Genomic DNA, 20,988 nt, shown 5'->3' on the forward strand with positions numbered 1-20,988 from the left:
TTCAGGGGCCAGTGAAGGCGCGCGCATTGGCAAGGGCCGGGATGGCGCGGCGCGCCTTGCCGGCGGCCGCCAGGTCGAGGTCGGCGAGAAGCACGCCTGGCTCGTCGTGGTCAAGCCGGGCGATGACCTCGCCCCAAGGGCCGACGACGATGGTATGGCCCCAGGTGCCGCGGCCGTCCTCGTGGAAGCCGCCCTGGGCGGGGGCGAGGACGAAGGAGCCGGTCTCGATCGCCCGGGCGCGCATCAGCACCTCCCAGTGGGCCTCCCCGGTCGGCCGGGTGAAGGCGGCCGGGATGGTCATCACCTCGGCGCCGGCCAGAGCCAGGGCGCGGTAGAGGGCCGGGAAGCGCAGGTCGTAGCAGATGGTGAGTCCGAGCTTCGTGCCCGGGATGTCGGCCACCACGGCCCTGTCGCCGGGGGTGTAGCTCTCGCTCTCCCGCGCCACCTCGCCGGTAGGCAGGTCGACGTCGAACATGTGCAGCTTGTCGTAGGTGGCGGTGATGGCGCCCTGCGGGTCGATCAGGACGGCGCGGTTGGCGCACTTGCCGTCCTCGCGTCTCACCAGGGCCGAACCGATCAGGATCCAGACGCCAAGGTCCTTCGCCGCCTCGCGCATGCCGGCGACGAAGACGTCCTCCTCGAGGCTCATCAAGGCCGGGAACAGCTTGGCCCGGTCCTTCTGCAGGATGTTGGAGCCTTCGGGGGTGGCGATGAATTCCGCGCCGCCCGCCGCGGCCTCGCGGACCAGCGGCAGGATCTGGGCGAGCGCCGCGTCCTGGGACGCGGGCGTGCGGGACTGGATGAGGCCGACCTTCATGACCAGGCTAGATAGGCCATCCCCTCCCTGAAGAGGAGGGCTCGCGTGCTAGGCCGCGGCCTGCAGCAGAGGGTCGAGTTTCCCCTCGCGCTCCAGGGCCATCATGTCGTCGCAGCCGCCGATGTGGCGATCGCCGACAAAGATCTGGGGGAAGGTCATGCGTCCGGAGCGCTGGACCATCTCGGCCTTCTTGTCCGGATCGAAGGCGGCTTCGATCTCGGTGAAATCGACGCCCTTCTCCTCGAGGAGGGACACCGCCCGGATGCAATAGGGGCAGTAGGGCTTGGTGTAGATGGTGACGTGGGCCATGGCGCTCAAACGAAGAATGGTCGCGAAAGCTTCATATGGTGAGTCCGCCCATCTCTTTAACCCGGGCCACCACTGCGACATCGACGCGCGCCGCGCCGGCGGCCTTGAGCGCCCGCGCGCAGCCTTCCGCCGTCGCCCCGGTGGTCATGACGTCGTCGATCAGGAGGATGTGCTTGCCCTCCACCTGACGGCGGCGGGCGGCCGGGACCACGAAGGCGGCGGCGACGTTGCGACGGCGCCCTGACCCAGACTTGCCCGCCTGGCTCTCGGTGGCGCGGCGGCGGACCAGGGCGTCCGGCAGGTAGGCGAGCCCCTCGCGGCGGGCCAGCGGCCGGGCGATCTCGGCCGCCTGGTTGTAGCGCCGCTTGAGCAGGCGAAGCGCGTGCAGCGGAACGGGGGCGACGGCGTCGGCCTCGACGACGAGGTCGCGGGCGGCGCGGCCGATCCACAGGGAGAACAGCTCGCCGAGGTCGGGCCGGTCGGCGTGCTTGAGCTTGAGGATCGGCTCGCGGGAGGCCTCGTCGTAGAGGCAGGCGGCGCGGGCGGCGTCGAAGGCGCGGGGCCGGGCGAGGCAGGCGGCGCAGCGCGCAGGTTCCCCGTTCAGGCCGGGGCCCTGGTCATAGGGAAAGGGCGATCCGCAGCCGTCGCAGACCGGATCGTCGAGGAAGTGGATGCGGCTCCAGAGCTCGGCGGGGAGGCCGCCGGCCGAGGCCGCGGGACCGCCGTCGAGGCTGCGGGGCGGGAAGACCAGGTCGAGCGCGGTTCGCCAGGCGGCCCGCAGGTGCGGGGCTGGCGTCCAGCCGGCGAAGGGACCATGTTCCGCGCGCAATGTCCGAACCGCCCCGCCTCTTCGACCGAACCCTGCACCGCAAGCGACTGGACCGCGCCGCCAGGGGCTTCGGCCAGGCCGACTTCCTGCACCGCCGCGCCGCCCAGGACGTGGCCGAGCGGCTCGAGGCGATCATGCGGAATTTTCCCGTTGCGGTCGAGCTGTCCTCGCGCGGCGGCGCCTTCCGCGAGGCGCTGAGCGCGGGCCCGGCGGCCGAACGCGTGGGGTTCCTGGCCGAGGCCGACCTGTCGCACGCCATGCTGGGCGGGCGCGGCGGCGCCCGCCTGGTGCTCGACGAGGAGGCCCTGCCCTTCGCCTCCGAGAGCCTGGACCTTGTGGTCTCGACGCTGGGCCTGCACTGGACCAACGACGTGGTCGGCGCCCTGGTGCAGATCCGCCTGGCGCTGAAGCCGGACGGCCTGTTCATCGGCGCCTTCCTGGGCGGCGCGACCCTGACCGAGCTGCGCCAGTCGCTGATGGACGCCGAGGCCGAGCTGCTCGGCGGGGCCGGCAGCCGCGTCTCGCCCTTCGCCGACACCGCCGACGCGGCCTCGCTGCTGCAGCGCGCCGGCTTCGCCCTGCCGGTCGCAGACGTGGACAGGGTCACGGTGAGCTACGAGCACCCCATCCGGCTGATGGCCGACCTGCGCCAGATGGGCGAGACGAGCGTGCTGGCCGAACGCCATCCCAAGCCGATGACCCGCGCCCTGCTGGCGCGGGCGAGCGAGCTCTACGTGCAGCGGTTCGGCGGGCCGGACGGGCGCGTGCCGGCCACCTTCGAGATCATCACCCTGACCGGCTGGGCGCCGCACGAGAGCCAGCAGAAGCCGCTGCGCCCCGGCTCGGCCAAGATGAGCCTCGCCGAGGCCCTGGGCACGGTGGAGCAACGGCTGCCGCGCTAGGCGGGCAAGCTTATCCACAGCGACAACTCGCCACGGCGGCGCTTGCTGCGAAGCACCCTTAAGGTTGCGCTTGAGGGACGCTCTCGCCCCGGGGGCAGATTTGAAAGTCGTTTTCGCCGCAGGACTCGCCTGCGCCGTTTCCCTCGTCGTGGCCGGATGCGCTGCGACGCCCGAACAACCGCGCTCTCAGTCCCGCAGCTACTATTCGCCCGCCGTGCGCGCGACGCCGTCGGGACTGACGGCCGAAGCGAGCGTCTTCGAAGGCTACATGCGCCGGGCGCGCGGCATCGACGCCAGCTTCTCGGGCCCGGCCGAGGTTTCAGAGGCCCTGCAGACGGGGGCGGCGGGAGAGCCGCGCCAGCTGGAGAGCGGCATGATCGCCTACGCCGCGGTCGCCGCCCTGCAGGAGCCGCGTTTCGTGGACGGACTTCGGGGGAGCCGCGCCGACCGGGGGGACCTGGCGCGGCGGCTCGCCAGCGATCCCGCCTATGCGCTCGAGCTGCCCGGCGGAGAGGCCGCGGCGGCGCGCGCGGCGGGCGCGCTGGCGAGCCAGGGAGAGGCGCTGCGCGCGCAGGGACTGAAGGTGAAGCGCGCGGCCTATTCGGTGCAGCACCAGGCCTGGTCGAAGCGCAACGTGCCCGACCCGCGCGGCCGGCTGGCCCGGGTCAAGCAGCTCTCCAGCGAGCCGATGCGGGGCGGCGAGGACGCTGCGCGGCTCTATGCGGCGATGGCGGAAGGCGGGCGGCGCGGCGGGGCGGCGAGCCCGGCGGTGACGCGGGCCGTGGCGGTGGCGGCGTTGAACGTGCTGGGTCAGGAAGGCCGCGGCCGTGCGCTGATGAGCGAGCCCCGCACCGCCTCCTGCCTGCGGATCGCCAAGCTCAATCTCTACCAGTGCCTGGCGGCCGCGGGGCCGCAGTACGAGGACATCTTCTGCCTGGGCGAACACGCCATGGCCGAGACCGGCAGTTGCGTCGCCGACGCAACGCGGGCGAGCCGGGTCAGCTATCGGCGCTAGTCGCCCAGCAGGTGCAGCGCCACCTCGCGTCGGTGCGGGCGGCGGCGGTGCTCGAAGAGGTAGATCCCCTGCCAGGTTCCGAGGGCGAGCCGACCGCCGATCAGAGGGATCGACAGCTGCACGCCCGTGAGCGCCGCGCGCAGGTGGGCCGGCATGTCGTCGGGCCCCTCGTCCTGGTGGATCCAGTCGCGGCTTTCCGGCGCGACGCGCGCGATCCAGGTCTCGAGGTCGCGCTGCACGTCGGGGTCGGCGTTCTCCTGGATCAGCAGGGACGCCGAGGTGTGGCGGCAGAAGACAGTGAGCAGGCCGGTGGTCATCCCCTGCCCCGCTGCCCAGCCGGCGACCTCGCGGGTGATCTCCACCAACCCCTGTCCGGAGGTCTGGATCGCGAGGATCCTCGCCGCCTGGCGCATCAGAGGACGTCGCGCAGCCAGGCGACCAGCGGCGCGTCGGCGGGCGGCATCTCGTAGTCCCCGAGCTTCGAGGGCTTCACCCAGGCGAGCGCCGAGTGATGGCGAGCGACGACGCTGCCCTCCCAGCGCCGGCAGAGGTAGAGCGGCATCAGGAGGTGGAAGTCCTCGTAGGTGTGGCTGGCGAAGACGAAGGGGGCAAGGCAGGCGCTGGCGACGCGGATGCCCAGCTCCTCGTCGAGTTCGCGGATCAGGCAGGCTTCGGGAGTCTCGCCGGCCTCGACCTTGCCGCCGGGAAACTCCCACAGGCCGGCCAGCGACTTGCCCGGCGGCCGCTGGCAGATCAGCACCCGGCCGTCGACGTCGACGAGCGCCGCGGCGGCGACCAGCAGGATCGGCTTGCCCTCGGCCATCCTCAGGACCGGTAGTCCCCGTTGATCTCGACGTAGCGCTTGGTGAGGTCGCAGGTCCACATCTCGGCCGAGCCGCGGCCGACGCCCACGTCGACGGTGACCTCGAGCTCCTTCTTCTTCATGTAGGCGCTCATCTTGGCCTCGTCGTAACTGGAGGCGATGAGGCCGTCCTGGGCGGCCCAGTGGGGCCCGAACTTCACGCTCAGCTTGTCGCGGTCGATGGGCTCGTCGGCGCGGCCCACCGCCATGACGATGCGGCCCCAGTTGGCGTCCTCGCCGGCGAAGGCGGTCTTGACCAGCGGGCTCTCGCAGATCGTGCGGGCGATCTTGCGCGCCGAGGCGTGGCTCTCCGCGCCGGTCACGGACACCTTGATGAACTTGGTGGCCCCCTCCCCGTCCCGAACGAGCTGCTGGGCGAGGTTCATCAGCACCCCTTCCAGCTTGTCGCGGAAGTCCGCCAGGCGCTTGTCGCCGGCCCGGCTGATCTTGGGCGCGCCGGACTTGCCGGTGGCGAACAGCAAGAGGGTGTCGTTGGTCGAGCGGTCGCCGTCCACCGTGATCGCGTTGAAGGTGTTGCGGGTATAGAGGCTGCAGAGGATCTGCAGCGCCGCCGGCGAGATGGCCGCGTCGGTGACCACGAAGGCCAGCATGGTCGCCATGTCCGGCGCGATCATCCCCGAGCCCTTGCAGATCCCGGCGATGCGCACCTTCTGGCCGTCGATCGTGGCCTCGGCGTAGGCGCCCTTCGGGAAGGTGTCGGTGGTCATGATCGCCTGGGCGGCCTGCGCCCAGTAGTCGTCGGTCAGCCGGGCGCCGACCTCAGGCAGGCGATGCGTGATCTTGGAGTCGTCCAGCAGCACGCCGATGACGCCGGTGGAGGCGACCATGACGTCGCGCTGGCGGCAGTCGAACCGCTTGGCGACCGCCGAGCAGACCCGGCGCACCGCGTCCGCGCCGGGCTTGCCGGTGAAGGAGTTGGCGCAGCCGGCGTTGACCACGACGGCCTTCACCCCCTCGCCCTTGGTCATCGTCAGGTGGCGCTTGCACCAGTCGACCGGGGCCGACCCCACGCCGTGGCGGGTGAACACGCCGGCGGCGCTGGCGCCCTCCGGGAAGTGCATGACCAGCAGGTCTTCGCGCTCGTGCTTGTAGAACCCGGCGCGGCCGGTGGCGAGCTGGACGCCGGCGATCGGCGGGATCTTCGGGAACGGGACGACGAGCGGGGAAACGGGCATGTCGGACTTGGTCTTCACGGGGGCCTTGGCGGGAGCGGACTTCCTAGCCGCCGGCTCGGCGGCCTCGGGCGCGGCGTCGAACTGGCGCGACTGCTTGTCGGCGCGCTTCAGCGCCGCCCGCTTCAGGGCGCTGGCCAGCGGGTCGAAGGCGCGCTCGAGGGTATGGCCCACGACCTCGACGGGCTTGGCCGCCGCCTCGAGCGCCTTTTCGGCTGGGCTCTTCGCGCCAGCCTTGGCGGCTGCGCCCTTGGCGGTGGGGGTATTCGGCTTGCGGGTCATCGAGTTCCCCCCTTGGCGATGGCAGGCGTGACGGCGGATTCGGCGGGCTTGGGCTGGGCCTTGGGGGCGTCGGCCGGCGGCGGCGCCGGCGGGCCCTGGGCCTCGCCCTTGATGAGCCGGACGATCCTGGCCCGTCCGCGCAGCTTCTCCAACTGGTCGCGGATCTGATCGTAGGTCAGGAAGCGCACGATCTGCGGCCGGGCGGCGTCGAAGGTCAACGGCGCCTCGAGGCGCCGGTCCTCGACCTTGATCAGGGCATAGCCGCCGTCGACGGCGACGGGTCCGACGAGCTGGCCCTTCTTGGCCGACTTCAGCGCCGCCACATAGGCCTCGGGCATGACGTCGGTCGTGAAATAGCCCATGTCGCCGCCGTTGAAGCGGGTGGCCGCGTCGGTGGACTTCTCCATCGCCAGCGCCTCGAACGAGGCCCCGGAGCCGATCAGCTTCTTCACCGTCTCGGCCTCCGCCTGGGTGGCGGTGACGATCTGGCGGGCGTGGATCTCCTCCGAGCGCTTCGCGAGCTTGAGCTGCTCCTGGTAGAGGTTGCGGATGGCGTTCTCGTTGACCGCGTCGGCGACGACGCTCTCGACGAGCAGGTCGCCCATCACCCGCTCGCGGGCGGCGGCCAGCCGGCGCTGGGCCAACGGATCCTTGTCGAGCTTGCGGCGGGCGGCCTCGGCGGCCAGCAGCTTCTGGTCGACCACCTCGTCAAGCACCCGGTGGAAGACGTCGGAGGTGACCTCCAGCGGCTCGCCCTCGCCGATCAGGCCCTGGCTGACCGCCTCGCGCTTCACGTCGGAGGCCCAGATGGTCTGGTCGTCCACGGTGGCCACCGCCTGGTCGCCGCGCTCGGGCGGCTGCTCCGGCCCGCGGCCCTTGCCGCACGCCGTCACGGCGAAGGCGCAGGCGAGCAGCAGACCCGCGAGGCGCAGGATCCGGACAGGCTGTTCGGCCCCCATTCAGCTCATCCTCGTTCTCGGGACGGTCGCGCCTCTTGCGCCGCCGCTCCCTAGCCATTTACGTCACGCGATGCAAAGGTTGGACCGACTGTTCAAAAGGCGCGGTTAAGCCGGGCCGGCAAAATCCATTTCCAGGGAGGATCATTTCAAATGCGCGAAGCCGTCATCGTCTCTTACGCTCGCACCGGCCTGGCCAAGTCCGGCCGCGGCGGGTTCAACATGACGCCGACCGTCTCCATGGCCGCCCACGCGGTGAAGCACGCCGTGGCCAAGGCCGGCGTCGACGGCGCGGACATCGAGGACGTGTTCATGGGCAATGTGGCCCACGGCGGCGGCAACGTCGCGCGCCAGGCGGGCCTGCTGGCCGGCCTGCCGATCACCACCTCCGGCGTGACCGTCAACCGCTTCTGCTCCTCGGGCCTGCAGACCATCGCCATGGCGGCCAACCACGTCCGCAACGACGGCGCCGCGGCCGTGGTCGCTGGCGGGGTCGAGTCGATCTCCATGCCCAACATGGGCGCGGGCAAGGACAACTTCGATCCGAAGCTGACCGAGATGCACCCGGCGATCTTCATGGCCATGATCGACACCGCCGACATCGTCGCCGAGCGGTACAACGTCAGCCGCGAATACCAGGACGAGTACTCCCTGGAGAGCCAGCGCCGCATGGCCGCGGCCCAGCAGGCCGACAAGTTCCGGGACGAGATCGTCCCCATGCAGACCCGCATGAAGAAGGTCGACAAGGCCACGGGCCAGGAGTCGGTCGTCGACTACGTGGTCGACCGTGACGAGTGCAATCGTCCGGACACCACCCTGGAAGGCCTGCAGAAGCTCGAGCCGGTGAAGGGCGCGGGCAAGTTCATCACCGCCGGCAACGCCAGCCAGCTGTCGGACGGCGCGGCCGCCGTGGTGGTGATGGAAGCCAAGGAAGCCGAGCGCCGCGGCCTGACGCCGATGGGCGTGTTCAAGGGCTGGGCCGTCGCCGGCTGCGAGCCCGACGAGATGGGCATCGGCCCGGTGTTCGCCATCCCCCGGCTGCTGGAGCGTCACGGCCTGAAGGTCGACGACATCGACCTGTGGGAGCTGAACGAGGCCTTCGCCTCGCAGTGCCTCTACTGCCGCGACCAGCTCGGCATCGACCCGGAGAAATACAACGTCAATGGCGGCTCGATCGCCATCGGCCACCCCTTCGGCATGACCGGCGCGCGCCTGGCGGGCCACGTCCTGCAGGAAGGCAAGCGCCGCGGCGCGAAGAACGTGGTCGTCTCCATGTGCATCGGCGGCGGCATGGGCGGGGCGGGACTTTTCGAGGTGTTCTGAGGCTGACCGCCACGTAATCGGGATCGGGCCTGCTCCTCGCGAGCAGGCCCTTTTCTTATGCGGGGCGGGCGGAGGGCCGCGTTGACACTGCGAGGGGGGCTGCTTAAGTCTCGCCGGCCTTCAAATGAGCGGTTTTTCTGGCCAATCTCGCAGGCCGCCGCCCATAAATCCGGACCTCCCCCTTGAGCATCTTCGAACGGTTCTTCGGCTCCTCCAACGACCGCAAGGTCAAGACGCTGCTGGCGCGGGTCCAGAAGATCAACGCCCTCGAGCCCCAGATCCAGGCGCTCTCCAACGACGACCTGCGCGCCAAGACCGCGGAATTCCGCGATCGGCTGGCCAAGGGCGAGACCCTCGACAACCTGCTGGAAGAAGCCTTCGCGGTGGTGCGCGAGGCCGCCAAGCGGACTCTCGGCCAGCGTCACTACGACGTGCAGCTCGTCGGCGGCATGGTCCTGCACCAGGGCGGCATCGCCGAGATGCGGACCGGTGAAGGCAAGACGCTGGTCGCCACCGCCCCGACCTACCTGAACGCGCTCGCCGGCAAGGGCGTGCACGTCATCACCGTCAACGACTACCTCGCCCAGCGCGACGCCGAGTGGATGGGCCAGATCTACCGGTTCCTGGGGATGGAAGTGGGCGTCATCGTCCATGGCCTCAGCCAGGGCCAGCGCCAGGCGGCCTACAACGCCGACATCACCTACGGCACCAACAACGAGTTCGGCTTCGACTACCTGCGCGATAACCTGGTCTACGACCAGGGCGAGATGGTCCAGCGCGGCCACAACTTCGCGATCGTCGACGAGGTCGACTCGATCCTGATCGACGAGGCGCGCACGCCGCTGATCATCTCGGGCCCGACCGAGGACCGCTCCGAGTTCTACCGGACCATCGACGCCCTGGTGAAGGAGATGATCCAGGACCCGGAGACCTTCGAGCACGACGAGAAGCAGCGCCAGGTGATGCTCACCGAGCTCGGCGCCGAGCGCATCGAGGAAGTGCTGGTCGCCGCCGGCCACCTGGAGCCCGACACCGCCGGTCTCTACGACGCCGCCAACGTGTCCGTGGTCCACCACGTGAACCAGGCGCTGCGCGCCAACGTGCTCTACACCCGCGACAAGGACTACATCGTCCGCGCCGGCGAGGTGATCCTGATCGACGAGTTCACCGGCCGCATGATGCACGGCCGGCGCCTGTCGGAAGGCCTGCACCAGGCGATCGAGGCCAAGGAAGGCGTCGTCGTCCAGCCCGAGAACCAGACCCTGGCCTCGGTGACGATCCAGAACTACTTCCGCCTCTACGCCAAGCTCTCGGGCATGACCGGCACCGCCGCCACCGAGGCCCAGGAGTTCTTCGACATCTACAAGATGGAAGTCGTCGAGATTCCGACGAACCGGCCCATCGCCCGCGTCGACGACGACGACGAGGTCTATCGGACCGAGGCGGAGAAGAACCAGGCGATCATCGCCCAGATCGAGGACTGCTACCGGCGCGGCCAGCCGATCCTGGTGGGCACCGTCTCCATCGAGAAGTCGGAGCACCTGTCGGACCTCCTGAAGGCCCACAATTTCGAGATCGACGGCAAGAAGCAGGCCGGCATCCCGCACAGCGTGCTGAACGCCCGCTACCACGAGCAGGAAGCCGAGATCGTCGCTGACGCCGGCGTGCCGGGCGCGGTGACCATCGCCACCAACATGGCCGGCCGCGGCACCGACATCCAGCTCGGCGGCAACGTCGACATGCGCCTCGCCAAGTGGCGCGAGGAGCAGATCGCGGCCGGCGCGGAGCCGACGCCGGAAGCCTCGGCTGCGCGCCGCGCGGAGATCGAGGCGGAGATCAAGGACCGCAAGGAGAAGGCGCTGGCCGCCGGCGGCCTCTATGTCCTCGGCACCGAGCGCCACGAGAGCCGGCGGATCGACAACCAGCTGCGCGGCCGAACCGGCCGCCAGGGCGACCCTGGCCACTCGAAGTTCTACCTGTCCTGCGAGGACGACCTGCTGCGCATCTTCGCCGGCGACCGGCTGGACGCGATCATGCGCACCTTCGGCGTCCAGGAAGGCGAGGCGATCACCCACAAGTGGCTGAACTCGGCCATCGCCACCGCCCAGAAGCGCGTCGAGCAGCGCAACTACGAGATCCGCAAGAACCTGCTGAAGTACGACGACGTCATCAACGACCAGCGCAAGGCGGTGTTCGAGCAGCGGGCCGAGTTCATGGCCGCCGCCGACATCTCCGACGTGGTCGAGGAGATGCGCCGCGACACCATCGAAGACCTGGTCACCCGCCACCTGCCGCCCAAGGCCTACGCCGAGCAGTGGGACGTGGAGGGCCTCACCCAGAGCGTCCAGATCTTCCTCGGCCTCGACCTGCCGATCAAGGACTGGGCGGCCGAGGACGGCATCGCCAACGAAGAGATCGAGCAGCGCATCAACGCCGCCGCCGAGCAGCGCGCCCAGGAGCGCGAGGCGCTCATCGGCGACCACATGCGCAACATCGAGAAGAGCTTCCTGCTGCAGATGATCGACATGCAGTGGCGCGAGCACCTGATGCACCTCGACCATCTGCGCAACGTCATCGGCCTGCGCGGCTACGGCCAGCGCGATCCGCTGAACGAGTACAAGACCGAGGCCTTCTCGCTGTTCGAGAAGCTGCTCGTGGACCTGCGCCAGGAAGTCACCCGCTGGCTGATGACGGTGGAGTTCCAGATCGAGGAGCCGCCGCCCCCGCCCGCCGGTCAGATGTTCGAAGTGCACATGAACCCGCAGACCGGCGAGAACGAGGCCGAGCGCGGCTATCTGCCCGACAACGTGCCGGCCTCCGAGCGCGAGGCCCTGCCGGTCAGCGCGCTGCCGGCCGGCTGGGAACAGACCGGCCGCAACGCCCCCTGCCCCTGCGGCTCGGGCAAGAAGTTCAAGCACTGCCACGGCGCGCTGGTCTGAGGATCGGCCCCCTCTCCTCCACGGGGCGCGCGGAGGAGAGGCGCTAGCTGTTCGGCTCGACCACCACGGTGCCGACCTTGGTCCCGGCCTCCACGGCCTCGTGGGCGGCCGCGCAGTCCTTCAGCGGATAGAGCCCGGCGACCGAGAGAATGCGCTCGCCCGTCGCGATCCAGCGGGTGATGTCGTCCTGAGCCCGGCGGCGCGCCTCGTGCGGACTGGACGGCAGGTAGACCCCGGTGATCGCCAGGTTGAGCCGCATCGCCGCGCCCACGGCGAAGGCGGGATTGGGATCGCCGCGCGTGGCGTAGTAGGCCACCGATCCGTTCATCCGCACGCTTTTCAGGGTGGCGGCCAGGTTGCCGCCGAGGTCCACCTCGACCACGTGGTGGACGCCCTCACCGCCGGTGATCTCCGCGATGCGGGCGGCGACGTCCTCGCGCCGGTAGTCGATGACGTGGTCGGCTCCGCCCTGGCGCGCGCGCTCGGCCTTCTCCGGCGACGAGACCGTCGCGATCACCGTCGCCCCGGCCCATTTAGCCAGCTGCACCACATAATGGCCGACCGCGCCCGCCCCGCCCGTCACCAGCACGAGGCGGCCCTGCACGGGACCGTTCAGGAACAGGCTGCGGTGAGCGGTCATGCACGGGATGCCGAGCGTCGCCCCCTCGGCGAACGAGATCCCCGGCGGCAGCTCGCGGATCAGGTCGACGTCGAGCTCGATCAGTTCGGCCGCCGTCCCGAAGGCGCGGCCGTTGCGCTGGCCGTTGTAGAACCACACCCGTTTGCCCACCCAGGCGGGATCGACGCCCGGACCGACGGCTTCGACGAGTCCCGCGCCGTCGGAGTTGGGGACGATGCGCGGATAGGGCATCGGCCCGGCGGCGCCCGCGCGCCAGTAGGTGTCGGCCGGATTGACGCCGGAGGCCATGATGCGGATCAGCGCCTGCCCGCGCCCGGGCGCGGGGTCGGGCAGGTCGCCGTACTGGAACACCTCCCGCGCCGGACCCGTCCGGTCGTACCAGATCGCCTTCATCTTTCCTCCCGCGCGGTGCGGGAGGACCTTAGAACGAGGCCCAGTTGCCGTGGAAGCCGAAGGGCACGCGGCGCGGGACCTTGGCGGTGGCGATCGGCCCCTTCTCCAGGTCGAGGGCCTCGAAGATCAGGAGATCCGATCGGTTCTCGGCCGCGCGCCAGACCACCGCGGTGAGCCAGCCGTCCCCTTCGTCGGCCGTCTCCGAGCGGGGCACGAACACCGGCTCCGAGGTGAGGTCGCCGCCGCTCAGCGCATAGAGCTGGCGCTTGCCGGTCTTGAGGTCGAGGTGGGCGATGGCGCACTGCTTGATGGTGCCCGAGGCGGTCGGGTCGGCGGCGTACCAGCCGTGGCGGTGCTTGAGCGTCTCGGCCCGCGGATCGACCCGCGGGAACTCGCCGTCGAGGTCGTCGAGCGGCTCCTCCTTGATGGCGTCGGAGGCGCCCGTGAGGTCGAAGGTCCAGCGGAAGAGGCGGGCGGCCGCCTTCGTGCCCGGCGAGCCGTCGGCGTTGGGGAACAGCGGCGCCACGTCGTAGCGCATGACGTCGGCGACGAGCTTGCCTTCCTCCTCCCAGGCGTTCAGCGGGTGGAAGACGTAGCAGGCCTCGGTGTTGAACCAGCGGATGGTGGAGACGTCGGCGTCGCGGCGCATGACCCCGACGAAGCTTCCCTTGCCCGGCTCCCAGGCGAAGGGCGGCATGCCCTTCATCGCCCGCTCGAGGCTGCCGGTGAGCGGCAGCACCGGGAAGAGCACATGGTTCTCGGTGACCATGAAGTCGTGGATCATCGAGCAGTAGGGCGCCTGGAAGTCGTCGCGCCGGACGACCTCGCCCTTGGCGTCAGTGACGCCGTAGCTGATGCCGGTGGCGAAGGGCGCCTCGCCCACCGCATAGGCGAACCAGACCATCTCGCCCGTCTTCGGGTCGATCTTCGGGTGGGCCGTGGTGCGGCCCTTGTAGGCCTGCGCGTAGCCGAGGGTCTCGAGGCTCCGCGGGTCCATGGCGGTGGGCATATGGCCCTCCTCCAGGGCCAGCAGCTTGCCCGCGTGCCAGACGATGTTGGTGTTGGCGACGCCGGAGTCCTGGCCCATGGCCGCGGGATCGGTGGTCATCGGGTTGCCGAAGGTGCCGAACAGGGCGCGGCCCGCCTCGTGCTCCAGCTTCCACTTCGGCGTCCGCACATAGCGGTTGCGGTAGGAGGCCTTGCCGTCGGCGAGGTAGAAGCCGTGGACCATGCCGTCGCCGGCGAACCAGTGGTGGTTGGGGTCGCGCGGCTCGAATTGCGGATTGGGACCGGTGCGGAACAGCGCGCCGCGCAGGCCGGCGGGGATCTCGCCCACCACCTCGAGCTCGAAGTCATCCTCGCTGCGGAGCGGTGCGAAATTGCCCGCCAGATAGGGGTTGATGCGAACCTCACCGTCCATGGCGTTTCCCCGTTATTAGATCTTACGTTGTAAATTTATTGAGTAAGAGGTAGCCCTTCGCAAGTCCCTTTTTCGTGACCTGCCCAACGGTGTCCCAAGAGTCCGCATGCCTCGCGTCCTGACCGAAGCCGATGTCGCCGATTTCCGGGAGCGGCTTTGCGGGGCGGCCGAGCGGCTGTTCGCCGAAAAGGGGCCCGATGCGGTGACCATGCGCCAGCTCGCCGCCGAGCTGGGCGTCTCGCCCATGACCCCCTACCGCTACTTCCGCGACAAGGACGACATCCTGGCGGCGGTGCGCACCAACGGCTTCAACCGCTTCGCCGAGGCGCTGGAGACGGCGCGGGCGGCGGCCAAGGGCGCGCGGGCCAAGGGCGCAGCGGTCGGTGAGGCCTATGTCGACTTCGCCTTCGAGCACCCGCACACCTACAAGCTGATGTTCGATCTCAACCAGCCGCATGAGGCCGAGTACCCCGAGCTCGTCGAGGCGGGGAAGCGCGCCCGCACCACGATGAGCGCCTATGTGAAGGACCTCGTGGCCGACGGCGTTCTGGCCGGCGATCCCGAGCAGATCGGGGTGATGTTCTGGGCGGCGGCCCACGGCGCGGTGGTCCTGGAGCTGGCCGGCAAGCTTCCCGCCGGCGCGGCCCGCGACCTTCACCGGGCGATGAACTCGGCGATCGCCCGGGGCCTGCGACCGGGCGCTTAGGCCCGCACCACCTCCGAGCCCGCCCAGCGGTCGTAGCGGGCGCGGGGCGAGGCCTCGGCGAGCATGGCGAAGGGGGCGAGGACCAGGAGCCCGAAGACGCCGACCGCCAGGTAGTAGCCCGTCGGCGGCAGGCGCACGCCGGCCAGGGTCGCGGCGAGCGGGGCGATCAGCACCAGCGCGCCGCCGCCGTAGATCACCAGGTTGCGCAGGACCGCGCGGGGAAGGCCGAGGCGGCCGCCGTCCGCGGCCACCACCTTCAGGCCCATCAGCCGCTTGCCGGGCGTCCAGCCGAACAAGCCCTCGCAGAGGCCGACCGCCAGGATGAAGGCGAGCGGCCAGGCCCAGTCGAGGATCACCGGCGTTACCGGAACGCCGGCCCTGTCCACCGGCCGGCTGAAGGCGAGCGAGCGGGTCATCTCCCCGTCCTGCGCCTCGAGCACCACCGAGACGTATCGGCTGGTCTCGATCCCGGCCATCGAGACGGCGCAGACCTTGGCCGAGACCGGCCGGGCGGCGCCGAGCGCGCCGACGCCGTCCAACACCTTGGCCGACAGCGAGGTCAGCGGCTGGCAGGCGGTGCGGGTGAACGGAGCGGAGGAGCGCAGCTTGCCGCCGCTCGCCGAATAGAGGGCGGCCGCCGCCAGCATGGCGAGGGCGCCGAGGACCACGATGTCCATCGCCCCCGCCCCCAGCCTGCGCCAGAACAGGTCCCGCGCCTCGGCGCGATCCTCGGCCTTCGCCATGGAACAGACCCCCCAATCCCCGAGGCGCCAGCTTGACCGCCCCTGCGTCAAACGTCGAGGGTTCACGCGCAACCGGGAGGCCGCCTCATGAGCAAGTCCAGCAAGCCGCAGGAATTCGAGGTCCACTGGAAGAAGTCCAAGGTCCGCGAAGTCCTCGACCTCGTGAAGGACTATCCCTGGCCGCCGGCGCCCGAGGTCCCCGACGGCTGGGCCTATGGCTGCGACGGGGGCTGGCTGCGCGGGCTCTGCGACTACTGGGTCGACGACTACGACTGGAAGGCCGCCGTCGACGACCTCAACCGCTTCCCGCAGTTCACCGCCAGGGTGGAGGATTTCGACCTCCACTTCCTGCACGTGGTCGGCGAGGCGGGCGGCAAGCGGCCGCTGATCCTGACCCACGGCTGGCCCGGCTCGCACTACGAGTTCTGGGGCGTGATCGAGAAGCTGGCCTTTCCGTCCAGGTTCGGCGGCGAGGCCAAGGACGCCTTCGACCTGGTGATCCCGTCCCTCCCCGGCTTCGGCTTCTCCTCGAAGCCCAAGGCGCCGATCGGCCAGCGGACCACGGCGCGCCTGTTCAACACCCTGATGACCGAGGTGCTGGGCTACGAGACCTACCTGGCCCAGGGCGGCGACTGGGGCGCGCTGGTCACCTCCTGGCTCGGCCACGACCACGGCGCGCACGCCAAGGCCATCCACCTCAACATGATCGGCTTCCGTCCCGCGGGCGGGCCGGTGAACGACGCCGAGATCGCCTGGATCCAGCGCCAGAACGGCATGATGGACGTGATGGGCGCCTACTTCCGCCTGCAGGCCTCCAAGCCGCAGTCGCTGGCCTGGATGGGCGCGGGAAACCCGGTGGGCCAGGCGGCCTGGATCGCCGAGCGCTTCCACGACTGGTCCGACCTGCGGGAGAAGAGCCTCGACGAGGCGCATCCCAAGGACCGGCTGCTGACCAACATCATGATCTACGTCATGACCGGCAGCTTCACGACGGGCGCCTGGTACTACCGCGGCCTGCTCGAGGAAGGCGGGGTCAACTTCAAGGAAGGCGAACGCTGCGAGACGCCGACCGCCTTCGCCAACTTCCCCGGCGAGCCGCTGTACACCGCGCCGCCGAAGAGCTGGGCCGAGCGGGCCTACAACATCACCCGCTGGAGCGAGATGCCGCGCGGCGGCCACTTCGCCGCCATGGAGGAGCCGGACCTGTTCGTCGACGACGTGCGGGCCTGGGCGCGCGAGCTGCCCTAGGCGGGACAGCCCTGGCGGGTGTCCGGCGGGTCGGGCTAGAAGGCGTCATGGCCCGCTACGACTTCGCCTCCGACAACACCGCCCCCGCCACGCCCGAAGCGCTCCAGGCGCTGATCAGCGCCAACGAGGGCTTCGCCTCCGGCTACGGCACGGACCACGTGAGCCGCCAGGCGGCCGACCTGGTGCGCGCGACGCTCGACGCCGACGCCGAGGTGCGTTTCGTGGCCTCGGGCACCGCGGCCAACGCCGTCTCGCTGGCCGCCCTCTGCCGCCCGTTCGAGGCCGTGCTGGCGCATGAGCACGCCCACATCTGCACCGACGAGACCGGCGCCCCGGGCTTCTTCGGCCACGGCCTCGGGCTGATCGGCCTGGCCGGCGCCTCGGGCCGCATCGACGGCCCGGCGCTGGCGGCGGCGCTCGACCAGCCGGACATGTCCTACCGCCAGTCGCCGGCGGCCCTGTCGCTGACCAATTCGACGGAATACGGCACCCTCTACGCGCCCGAGGCCCTGGGCGACCTGATCCAGCCGGTAAAGGCCAAGGGCTACGGCGTCCATCTCGACGGCGCGCGGCTCGCCAACGCCGCGGCCGCCGGCTTCGACCTCAAGCGGATCAAGGATCTCGGCGTCGACATCCTGGTGTTCGGCGGCACCAAGGCCGGCATGCCGCCGACCGAGGCCGTCGTCATCTTCGAGCGCGCCCTCGCCCGCCGCTTCGACGCCCGCCTGAAGCAGGCCGGCCAGCTTCCGTCCAAGGGCCGCTACTACGCCGCTCCGTTCATCGGCATGCTGCAGGACGGCGCGATCTTCCGCCACGCCGCCCACGCCAACGCCATGGCCAAGCGCCTTGCGGGGCTCATGCCCTTCAAGGTCCGCCACCCAGTGGACGCCAACGGCGTCTTCGTCGAGATGGACGACGCCACCCTCAAGCGCCTGCACAAATCCGGCTGGTTCGCCTACCGCTTCCTCGACGGCTCGGTGCGCTTCATGTGCTCCTGGGCCACCACCGCCGAGACGGTCGACGCCCTCGGCGAGGCTCTGAAGAGCCTGGCCTGAGGCTGGGCGCAGGACGCACCTCCCAAGCCGAAAAGTGACGCTAGGTCACCGAATGCGTCCGAAACGTCACAATGTGGCAACTTTCGGGCGAAATGTGGCAACTTGGCGTTGCTCGCGTTCTGCGTGCATGACAGCTTGCGCGTTCCGCCTCGGGCCATTTTTGCCTTGGAGGCGCACGCATTCAGGCTGGGGAAACGCTACACATGACGTTCACTGGGGGATTTTTGCGCGCCTCGCTGCTCGCGTCGGCAGCGACTGCCTGCACGCTGGCTCCGCATTTCGCGCAAGCGCAGGAAGCCGGCGCTTCGGCGGTGTCGGAGATCGTCGTCACAGGCTCGCGCATCCGGCGGCCCGACTTCGTGTCGCCGCAACCGCTGGACGTCGTGACGTCCGAGACCATCGATCAGCGCGGCTTCACCAACGTCGCCGACGCGCTCAATGAGCTTCCGTCCATGGGCGTGCCGATCAACCCGGTCGGCGACCAGGGCTCCTTCGGCACCGGCCGCCAGTACGTCAACCTGTTCAGCCTCGGCACCAACCGCACGCTTACCCTGGTGAACGGCCGCCGCTTCGTGAGCGCCAACGTCGCCTCGATCTTCACCGGCGCCAGCGCCGGCGCCCAGGTCGACCTCAACGCCATCCCGACCGGCCTGATCGACCGCATCGAGACGGTGCAGGCCGGCGGCTCGGCGGTCTATGGCTCGGAAGCCATCGCCGGCGTCGTCAACATCATCACCAAGGACCACTACGACGGGGTCGAGTTCGACGGCCAGTACGGGGTCTCCGACCAGGGGGACGGCGAGGAGTACCGGGCGCGGATCATCGCCGGCCGCAGCTTCATGGACGAGCGGCTGAACGTCTACGGAAGCTATGAGTACAACAAGACCACCGCCCTGGCGTACACCGACCGGAAGTACACGGCCCAGCAGCTGACCTTCGCCAACAATCCGGCGAACACCGGCGCCAACGACGGCATCCCCGGCAACATCATCTGGCAAAACCGTCGGGTGCCCGAGACGAACCTCGGCGGCATTCCCTTCCGCACCGGCGGCTCGGCCCTGTCTGGCATCCTGACCATCGTCGACGCCAGCGGCAACCGCGTGCCGGCGCAGTTCGCGCCCGACGGCACGCTCGTTCCCTATTCCACCGGGACCTTCATCCAGGCGGCCACCGCCTCCGGCGGCAACGGCCTGAACCTGGCCGAGCTGACCTCGCTGGTCTCGCCGGTGGAGCGCCACGTGGTCTCCGGCTTCGGCACGTTCAGGCTGACCGACCACATCAAGCTGAAGGGCGAGGGCTTCTACACGCACCTCGAGTCCACCGAGCCCTTCAACCAGCCGATCTTCAACGCCCCGGTCTTCGGCGGCAACTCGGCGTCCCTGCGGATGTCGACGTCGAACCCGTTCCTCAGCGCGCAGGCGCGGACGGCGATCCTGAACCAGCCGACGGCGCTGCCGGCGGACACGGCCTCGCCCGGCGACCGGCTCTTCTTCCTGTCGCGCTCGTCGGTCGATATCGGCCCGAACCGCACCCACACTGTCGGTGAGACCGGCCGCGGCGTGATCGCTCTGGAGGGCGACTTCGACATCGCCGACCGCCACTTCTACTGGGACGCCTCGGCCAACTACGGCAAGTCGTGGGGCTACTTCGAATCCACGAACATCGATCAGTCGAAGTTCCTGCTGGCCATCGACGCGGTCCGGGACGCCAGCGGCGCCATCGTCTGCCGCGACGCGACCGCCCGGGCGGCCGGCTGCGCCCCGCTCAACCTGTTCGGCCAGGGCGCCCCCAGCGCCGCGGCCCTGAAGTACGTCAACGTCCACTTCCAGAGCGACTACACCATCGAGGAGCGCGACTACCTCGCCAACCTCGGCGGCGACATCGTCAACCTGCCGGCCGGTCCGCTGAGCGTTCTGGTCGGCGCGGAATGGCGCAAGGAGAGCTCGAGCTTCGAGCCCAACGACCCGCAGCGCAACGGCGTCGGCCGCAGCGCGGCCATCACCGCCCTCGACGGCTCGTTCACCTCCAAGGAGTGGTACGGCGAAGCGACCCTGCCGGTGTTCGGCAAGGACTTCGGCTTCCTCGGCATGCGCAGCCTGGAGTTCGACGGCCAGTACCGCCGCGTCGACAACTCGCAGGCCGGCAAGAACAACGCCTGGAGCTATGGGGCCCGCTGGCGTCCGTTCGAGGATCTGCTGATCCGCGGCTCGCGCAGCCAGTCGTTCCGCGCCCCGGCCATTACCGAGCTGTTCCTGCCGCAGGCGACCAGCTTCACCTCCGCCACCGATCCCTGCGACAAGGCCAACATCAACGGCGGTCCCAATCCCGCCGCCCGGAAGGCCAATTGCCAGGCGGCGTTCCAGGCCCTCGGCCTGCCGGCCGGCTACCAGCTGACCTCGCAGGTCCAGTCGGCGACGGTGCAGGGCACCACCTCCGGCAGCCAGGACCTGAAGAACGAGATCGCGCGCCAGGACACCCTGGGCGTCGTCTACCAGCCGCACTTCGTGCACGGCCTGACGTTCAAGTTCGACTGGATGAAGATCGACATCACCCACGCGATCTCGAACTTCACCCTGAGCTCGATCCTGCAGGTCTGCTACGACTCGCCCTCGGCCCCGGCCGACGCTTGCAGCCGGTTCCAGCGGGGCACCTCGGCCTCGGCCCGCCCGGGCCAGATCCTCGGCGTCGGCGAGGCCGTGGGCAACGGCACGACCTCCACCGGCCCGCGGACCGGCTTCATCAACGCCGGCTACACCAACTTCGAGGGCTACACCTGGGGCGTGAACTACAACCTCGACCTCGGCGACATCCCCGAGGCCAATGGGCTGTGGAACGGCAATCCGGGCACGCTCGAGTTCAGCGTCGATTTCTATCATATCTCCAAGCTCGAGACCTCGGTCACGGGCCTGGGCTTCGACCTGAACAACGACAAGGGCGAGATCGGCAACGCCAGCGACCAGTGGCGCGCGCAGGTCAACTACAGCCGCGATCCGCTGAGCGTCACCTGGACGACCAGCTTCATCGGCCGGTCGCTGTTCAATCGGGACTTCACGTTCGAGACGCGCTACCCGCTGTCGGTGGCGGACTACTACCGCAACGACGTGGCGGTGACCTACGACATCACCAGCTTCGCCGGCCATCCCATGGGATTGGACAAGCTCCAGGCCCGGCTGGTGGTGAAGAACGTCTTCAATGCCCCGCCGCCCTACGGCGCGGCGACGTCGGCCAATGGCATCGCGACCTACGACATGATCGGCCGCTACTACGAAGTGGGCCTGAAGGCGCGCTTCTAGGGGCGATCGCGCCCGCCTTGGGGGAGGCGGGCGCGATGAGCCGCAAAGAGAAAGGGCCGCCGG

Annotated in this window: 18 protein-coding genes; 8 read left to right on the top strand and 10 right to left on the bottom strand. The window is 69.8% G+C overall.

Annotation, left to right across the window (positions count from 1 at the left end; translation table 11 throughout):
- Nucleotide 1: 1 nt before the first annotated feature.
- From DJ017_RS17860 to DJ017_RS17870, 3 genes are read right to left on the bottom strand one after another with little or no spacing between them, the layout of a single operon-like run.
- Nucleotides 2-817, bottom strand: coding sequence for a carbon-nitrogen hydrolase family protein (locus DJ017_RS17860; protein WP_111530261.1), 816 nt, complete (start codon nt 815-817; stop codon nt 2-4).
- A 48-nt stretch (nt 818-865) separates the two neighbouring features.
- Nucleotides 866-1,126 carry a glutaredoxin 3 gene (gene grxC / locus DJ017_RS17865; RefSeq protein ID WP_111530262.1) on the bottom strand — a complete coding sequence of 87 codons (261 nt, stop codon included), beginning with the start codon at nt 1,124-1,126 and terminating at the stop codon, nt 866-868.
- 31 nt (nt 1,127-1,157) lie between these two features.
- The gene (locus DJ017_RS17870) at nt 1,158-1,955 is read right to left on the bottom strand and encodes a ComF family protein (protein WP_111530263.1); all 798 of its coding nucleotides are present in this window, start codon (nt 1,953-1,955) and stop codon (nt 1,158-1,160) included.
- Here DJ017_RS17870 and DJ017_RS17875 point away from each other — a divergent pair.
- Nucleotides 1,955-2,857 carry a methyltransferase domain-containing protein gene (locus DJ017_RS17875; RefSeq protein WP_111530264.1) on the top strand — a complete coding sequence of 301 codons (903 nt, stop codon included), beginning with the start codon at nt 1,955-1,957 and terminating at the stop codon, nt 2,855-2,857. The two genes, DJ017_RS17870 and DJ017_RS17875, sit on opposite strands and share 1 nt — an antisense overlap.
- A 214-nt stretch (nt 2,858-3,071) precedes the next feature.
- On the top strand, nt 3,072-3,872 hold the full coding sequence (locus tag DJ017_RS17880; protein ID WP_111530265.1) for a hypothetical protein: 801 nt from the start codon (nt 3,072-3,074) through the stop codon (nt 3,870-3,872).
- Here DJ017_RS17880 and DJ017_RS17885 read toward each other — a convergent pair.
- Genes DJ017_RS17885 through DJ017_RS17900 form a run of 4 tightly spaced genes read right to left on the bottom strand, consistent with a single transcriptional unit; the run spans nt 3,869 to nt 7,168 of the window.
- Nucleotides 3,869-4,285, bottom strand: coding sequence for a secondary thiamine-phosphate synthase enzyme YjbQ (locus DJ017_RS17885; protein WP_111530266.1), 417 nt, complete (start codon nt 4,283-4,285; stop codon nt 3,869-3,871). The genes DJ017_RS17880 and DJ017_RS17885 overlap by 4 nt on opposite strands.
- A complete protein-coding gene (locus DJ017_RS17890; RefSeq protein ID WP_111530267.1) occupies nt 4,285-4,695 on the bottom strand; it encodes a (deoxy)nucleoside triphosphate pyrophosphohydrolase in 411 nt (136 codons plus the stop codon). Before DJ017_RS17890 ends, DJ017_RS17885 begins: the two co-directional genes overlap by 1 nt.
- Nucleotides 4,696-4,697: 2 nt before the next feature.
- Nucleotides 4,698-6,209 (bottom strand): bifunctional glutamate N-acetyltransferase/amino-acid acetyltransferase ArgJ, encoded by a 1,512-nt coding sequence (gene argJ / locus DJ017_RS17895; protein WP_165830706.1) that lies wholly within the window; start codon nt 6,207-6,209, stop codon nt 4,698-4,700.
- A complete protein-coding gene (locus DJ017_RS17900) occupies nt 6,206-7,168 on the bottom strand; it encodes a peptidylprolyl isomerase (protein WP_111530268.1) in 963 nt (320 codons plus the stop codon). The genes argJ and DJ017_RS17900 overlap by 4 nt, the downstream gene beginning before the upstream one ends.
- A gap of 150 nt (nt 7,169-7,318) precedes the next feature.
- On the opposite strand from DJ017_RS17900, the gene DJ017_RS17905 reads away from it, so the two are divergent.
- Both DJ017_RS17905 and secA read left to right on the top strand, forming a co-directional pair.
- Complete coding sequence (locus DJ017_RS17905; protein ID WP_111530269.1) at nt 7,319-8,488, top strand: acetyl-CoA C-acyltransferase; 1,170 nt, start codon at nt 7,319-7,321, stop codon at nt 8,486-8,488.
- Nucleotides 8,489-8,670: 182 nt separating this feature from the next.
- Nucleotides 8,671-11,427 carry a preprotein translocase subunit SecA gene (secA, locus tag DJ017_RS17910; RefSeq protein ID WP_111530270.1) on the top strand — a complete coding sequence of 919 codons (2,757 nt, stop codon included), beginning with the start codon at nt 8,671-8,673 and terminating at the stop codon, nt 11,425-11,427.
- Nucleotides 11,428-11,470: 43 nt separating this feature from the next.
- Here the strand turns inward: secA and DJ017_RS17915 are convergent, their stop codons facing one another.
- Both DJ017_RS17915 and DJ017_RS17920 read right to left on the bottom strand, forming a co-directional pair.
- Nucleotides 11,471-12,460 (bottom strand): NADPH:quinone reductase, encoded by a 990-nt coding sequence (locus tag DJ017_RS17915; protein WP_111530271.1) that lies wholly within the window; start codon nt 12,458-12,460, stop codon nt 11,471-11,473.
- 28 nt (nt 12,461-12,488) lie between these two features.
- On the bottom strand, nt 12,489-13,880 hold the full coding sequence (locus tag DJ017_RS17920; RefSeq protein WP_111530272.1) for a carotenoid oxygenase family protein: 1,392 nt from the start codon (nt 13,878-13,880) through the stop codon (nt 12,489-12,491).
- Between the two features lie 106 nt (nt 13,881-13,986).
- Between DJ017_RS17920 and DJ017_RS17925 the strand changes: the two genes are divergently transcribed.
- Nucleotides 13,987-14,586, top strand: a complete 600-nt coding sequence (locus DJ017_RS17925) for a TetR/AcrR family transcriptional regulator (RefSeq protein ID WP_111530273.1) — start codon at nt 13,987-13,989, stop codon at nt 14,584-14,586.
- On the opposite strand, the gene DJ017_RS20165 is transcribed toward DJ017_RS17925, so the two are convergent.
- The gene (locus tag DJ017_RS20165; protein WP_133255499.1) at nt 14,583-15,329 is read right to left on the bottom strand and encodes an RDD family protein; all 747 of its coding nucleotides are present in this window, start codon (nt 15,327-15,329) and stop codon (nt 14,583-14,585) included. The genes DJ017_RS17925 and DJ017_RS20165 overlap by 4 nt on opposite strands.
- A gap of 87 nt (nt 15,330-15,416) precedes the next feature.
- Between DJ017_RS20165 and DJ017_RS17935 the strand changes: the two genes are divergently transcribed.
- From DJ017_RS17935 to DJ017_RS17945, 3 genes are all read left to right on the top strand, one after another.
- A complete protein-coding gene (locus tag DJ017_RS17935; protein ID WP_111530274.1) occupies nt 15,417-16,577 on the top strand; it encodes an epoxide hydrolase family protein in 1,161 nt (386 codons plus the stop codon).
- A gap of 47 nt (nt 16,578-16,624) precedes the next feature.
- The gene (locus DJ017_RS17940; RefSeq protein WP_111530275.1) at nt 16,625-17,632 is read left to right on the top strand and encodes a threonine aldolase family protein; all 1,008 of its coding nucleotides are present in this window, start codon (nt 16,625-16,627) and stop codon (nt 17,630-17,632) included.
- A gap of 311 nt (nt 17,633-17,943) precedes the next feature.
- Nucleotides 17,944-20,925, top strand: a complete 2,982-nt coding sequence (locus DJ017_RS17945) for a TonB-dependent receptor domain-containing protein (RefSeq protein ID WP_165830707.1) — start codon at nt 17,944-17,946, stop codon at nt 20,923-20,925.
- The last annotated feature ends 63 nt before the right edge of the window (nt 20,926-20,988 follow it).

This window comes from Phenylobacterium soli (genome assembly GCF_003254475.1).
In the GTDB taxonomy this organism is placed as follows: Bacteria; Pseudomonadota; Alphaproteobacteria; order Caulobacterales; family Caulobacteraceae; genus Phenylobacterium; species Phenylobacterium soli.

Coding starts and splice junctions, on each gene's coding strand:
- DJ017_RS17860 (WP_111530261.1), bottom strand. CDS start 817: ATGAAGGTCGGCCTCATCCAGTCCCGCACGCCCGCGTCCCAGGACGCG.
- grxC (WP_111530262.1), bottom strand. CDS start 1,126: ATGGCCCACGTCACCATCTACACCAAGCCCTACTGCCCCTATTGCATC.
- DJ017_RS17875 (WP_111530264.1), top strand. CDS start 1,955: ATGTCCGAACCGCCCCGCCTCTTCGACCGAACCCTGCACCGCAAGCGA.
- DJ017_RS17885 (WP_111530266.1), bottom strand. CDS start 4,285: ATGCGCCAGGCGGCGAGGATCCTCGCGATCCAGACCTCCGGACAGGGG.
- DJ017_RS17890 (WP_111530267.1), bottom strand. CDS start 4,695: ATGGCCGAGGGCAAGCCGATCCTGCTGGTCGCCGCCGCGGCGCTCGTC.
- argJ (WP_165830706.1), bottom strand. CDS start 6,209: ATGACCCGCAAGCCGAATACCCCCACCGCCAAGGGCGCAGCCGCCAAG.
- DJ017_RS17900 (WP_111530268.1), bottom strand. CDS start 7,168: ATGGGGGCCGAACAGCCTGTCCGGATCCTGCGCCTCGCGGGTCTGCTG.
- DJ017_RS17905 (WP_111530269.1), top strand. CDS start 7,319: ATGCGCGAAGCCGTCATCGTCTCTTACGCTCGCACCGGCCTGGCCAAG.
- DJ017_RS17915 (WP_111530271.1), bottom strand. CDS start 12,460: ATGAAGGCGATCTGGTACGACCGGACGGGTCCGGCGCGGGAGGTGTTC.
- DJ017_RS17920 (WP_111530272.1), bottom strand. CDS start 13,880: ATGGACGGTGAGGTTCGCATCAACCCCTATCTGGCGGGCAATTTCGCA.
- DJ017_RS17925 (WP_111530273.1), top strand. CDS start 13,987: ATGCCTCGCGTCCTGACCGAAGCCGATGTCGCCGATTTCCGGGAGCGG.
- DJ017_RS20165 (WP_133255499.1), bottom strand. CDS start 15,329: ATGGCGAAGGCCGAGGATCGCGCCGAGGCGCGGGACCTGTTCTGGCGC.
- DJ017_RS17935 (WP_111530274.1), top strand. CDS start 15,417: ATGAGCAAGTCCAGCAAGCCGCAGGAATTCGAGGTCCACTGGAAGAAG.
- DJ017_RS17940 (WP_111530275.1), top strand. CDS start 16,625: ATGGCCCGCTACGACTTCGCCTCCGACAACACCGCCCCCGCCACGCCC.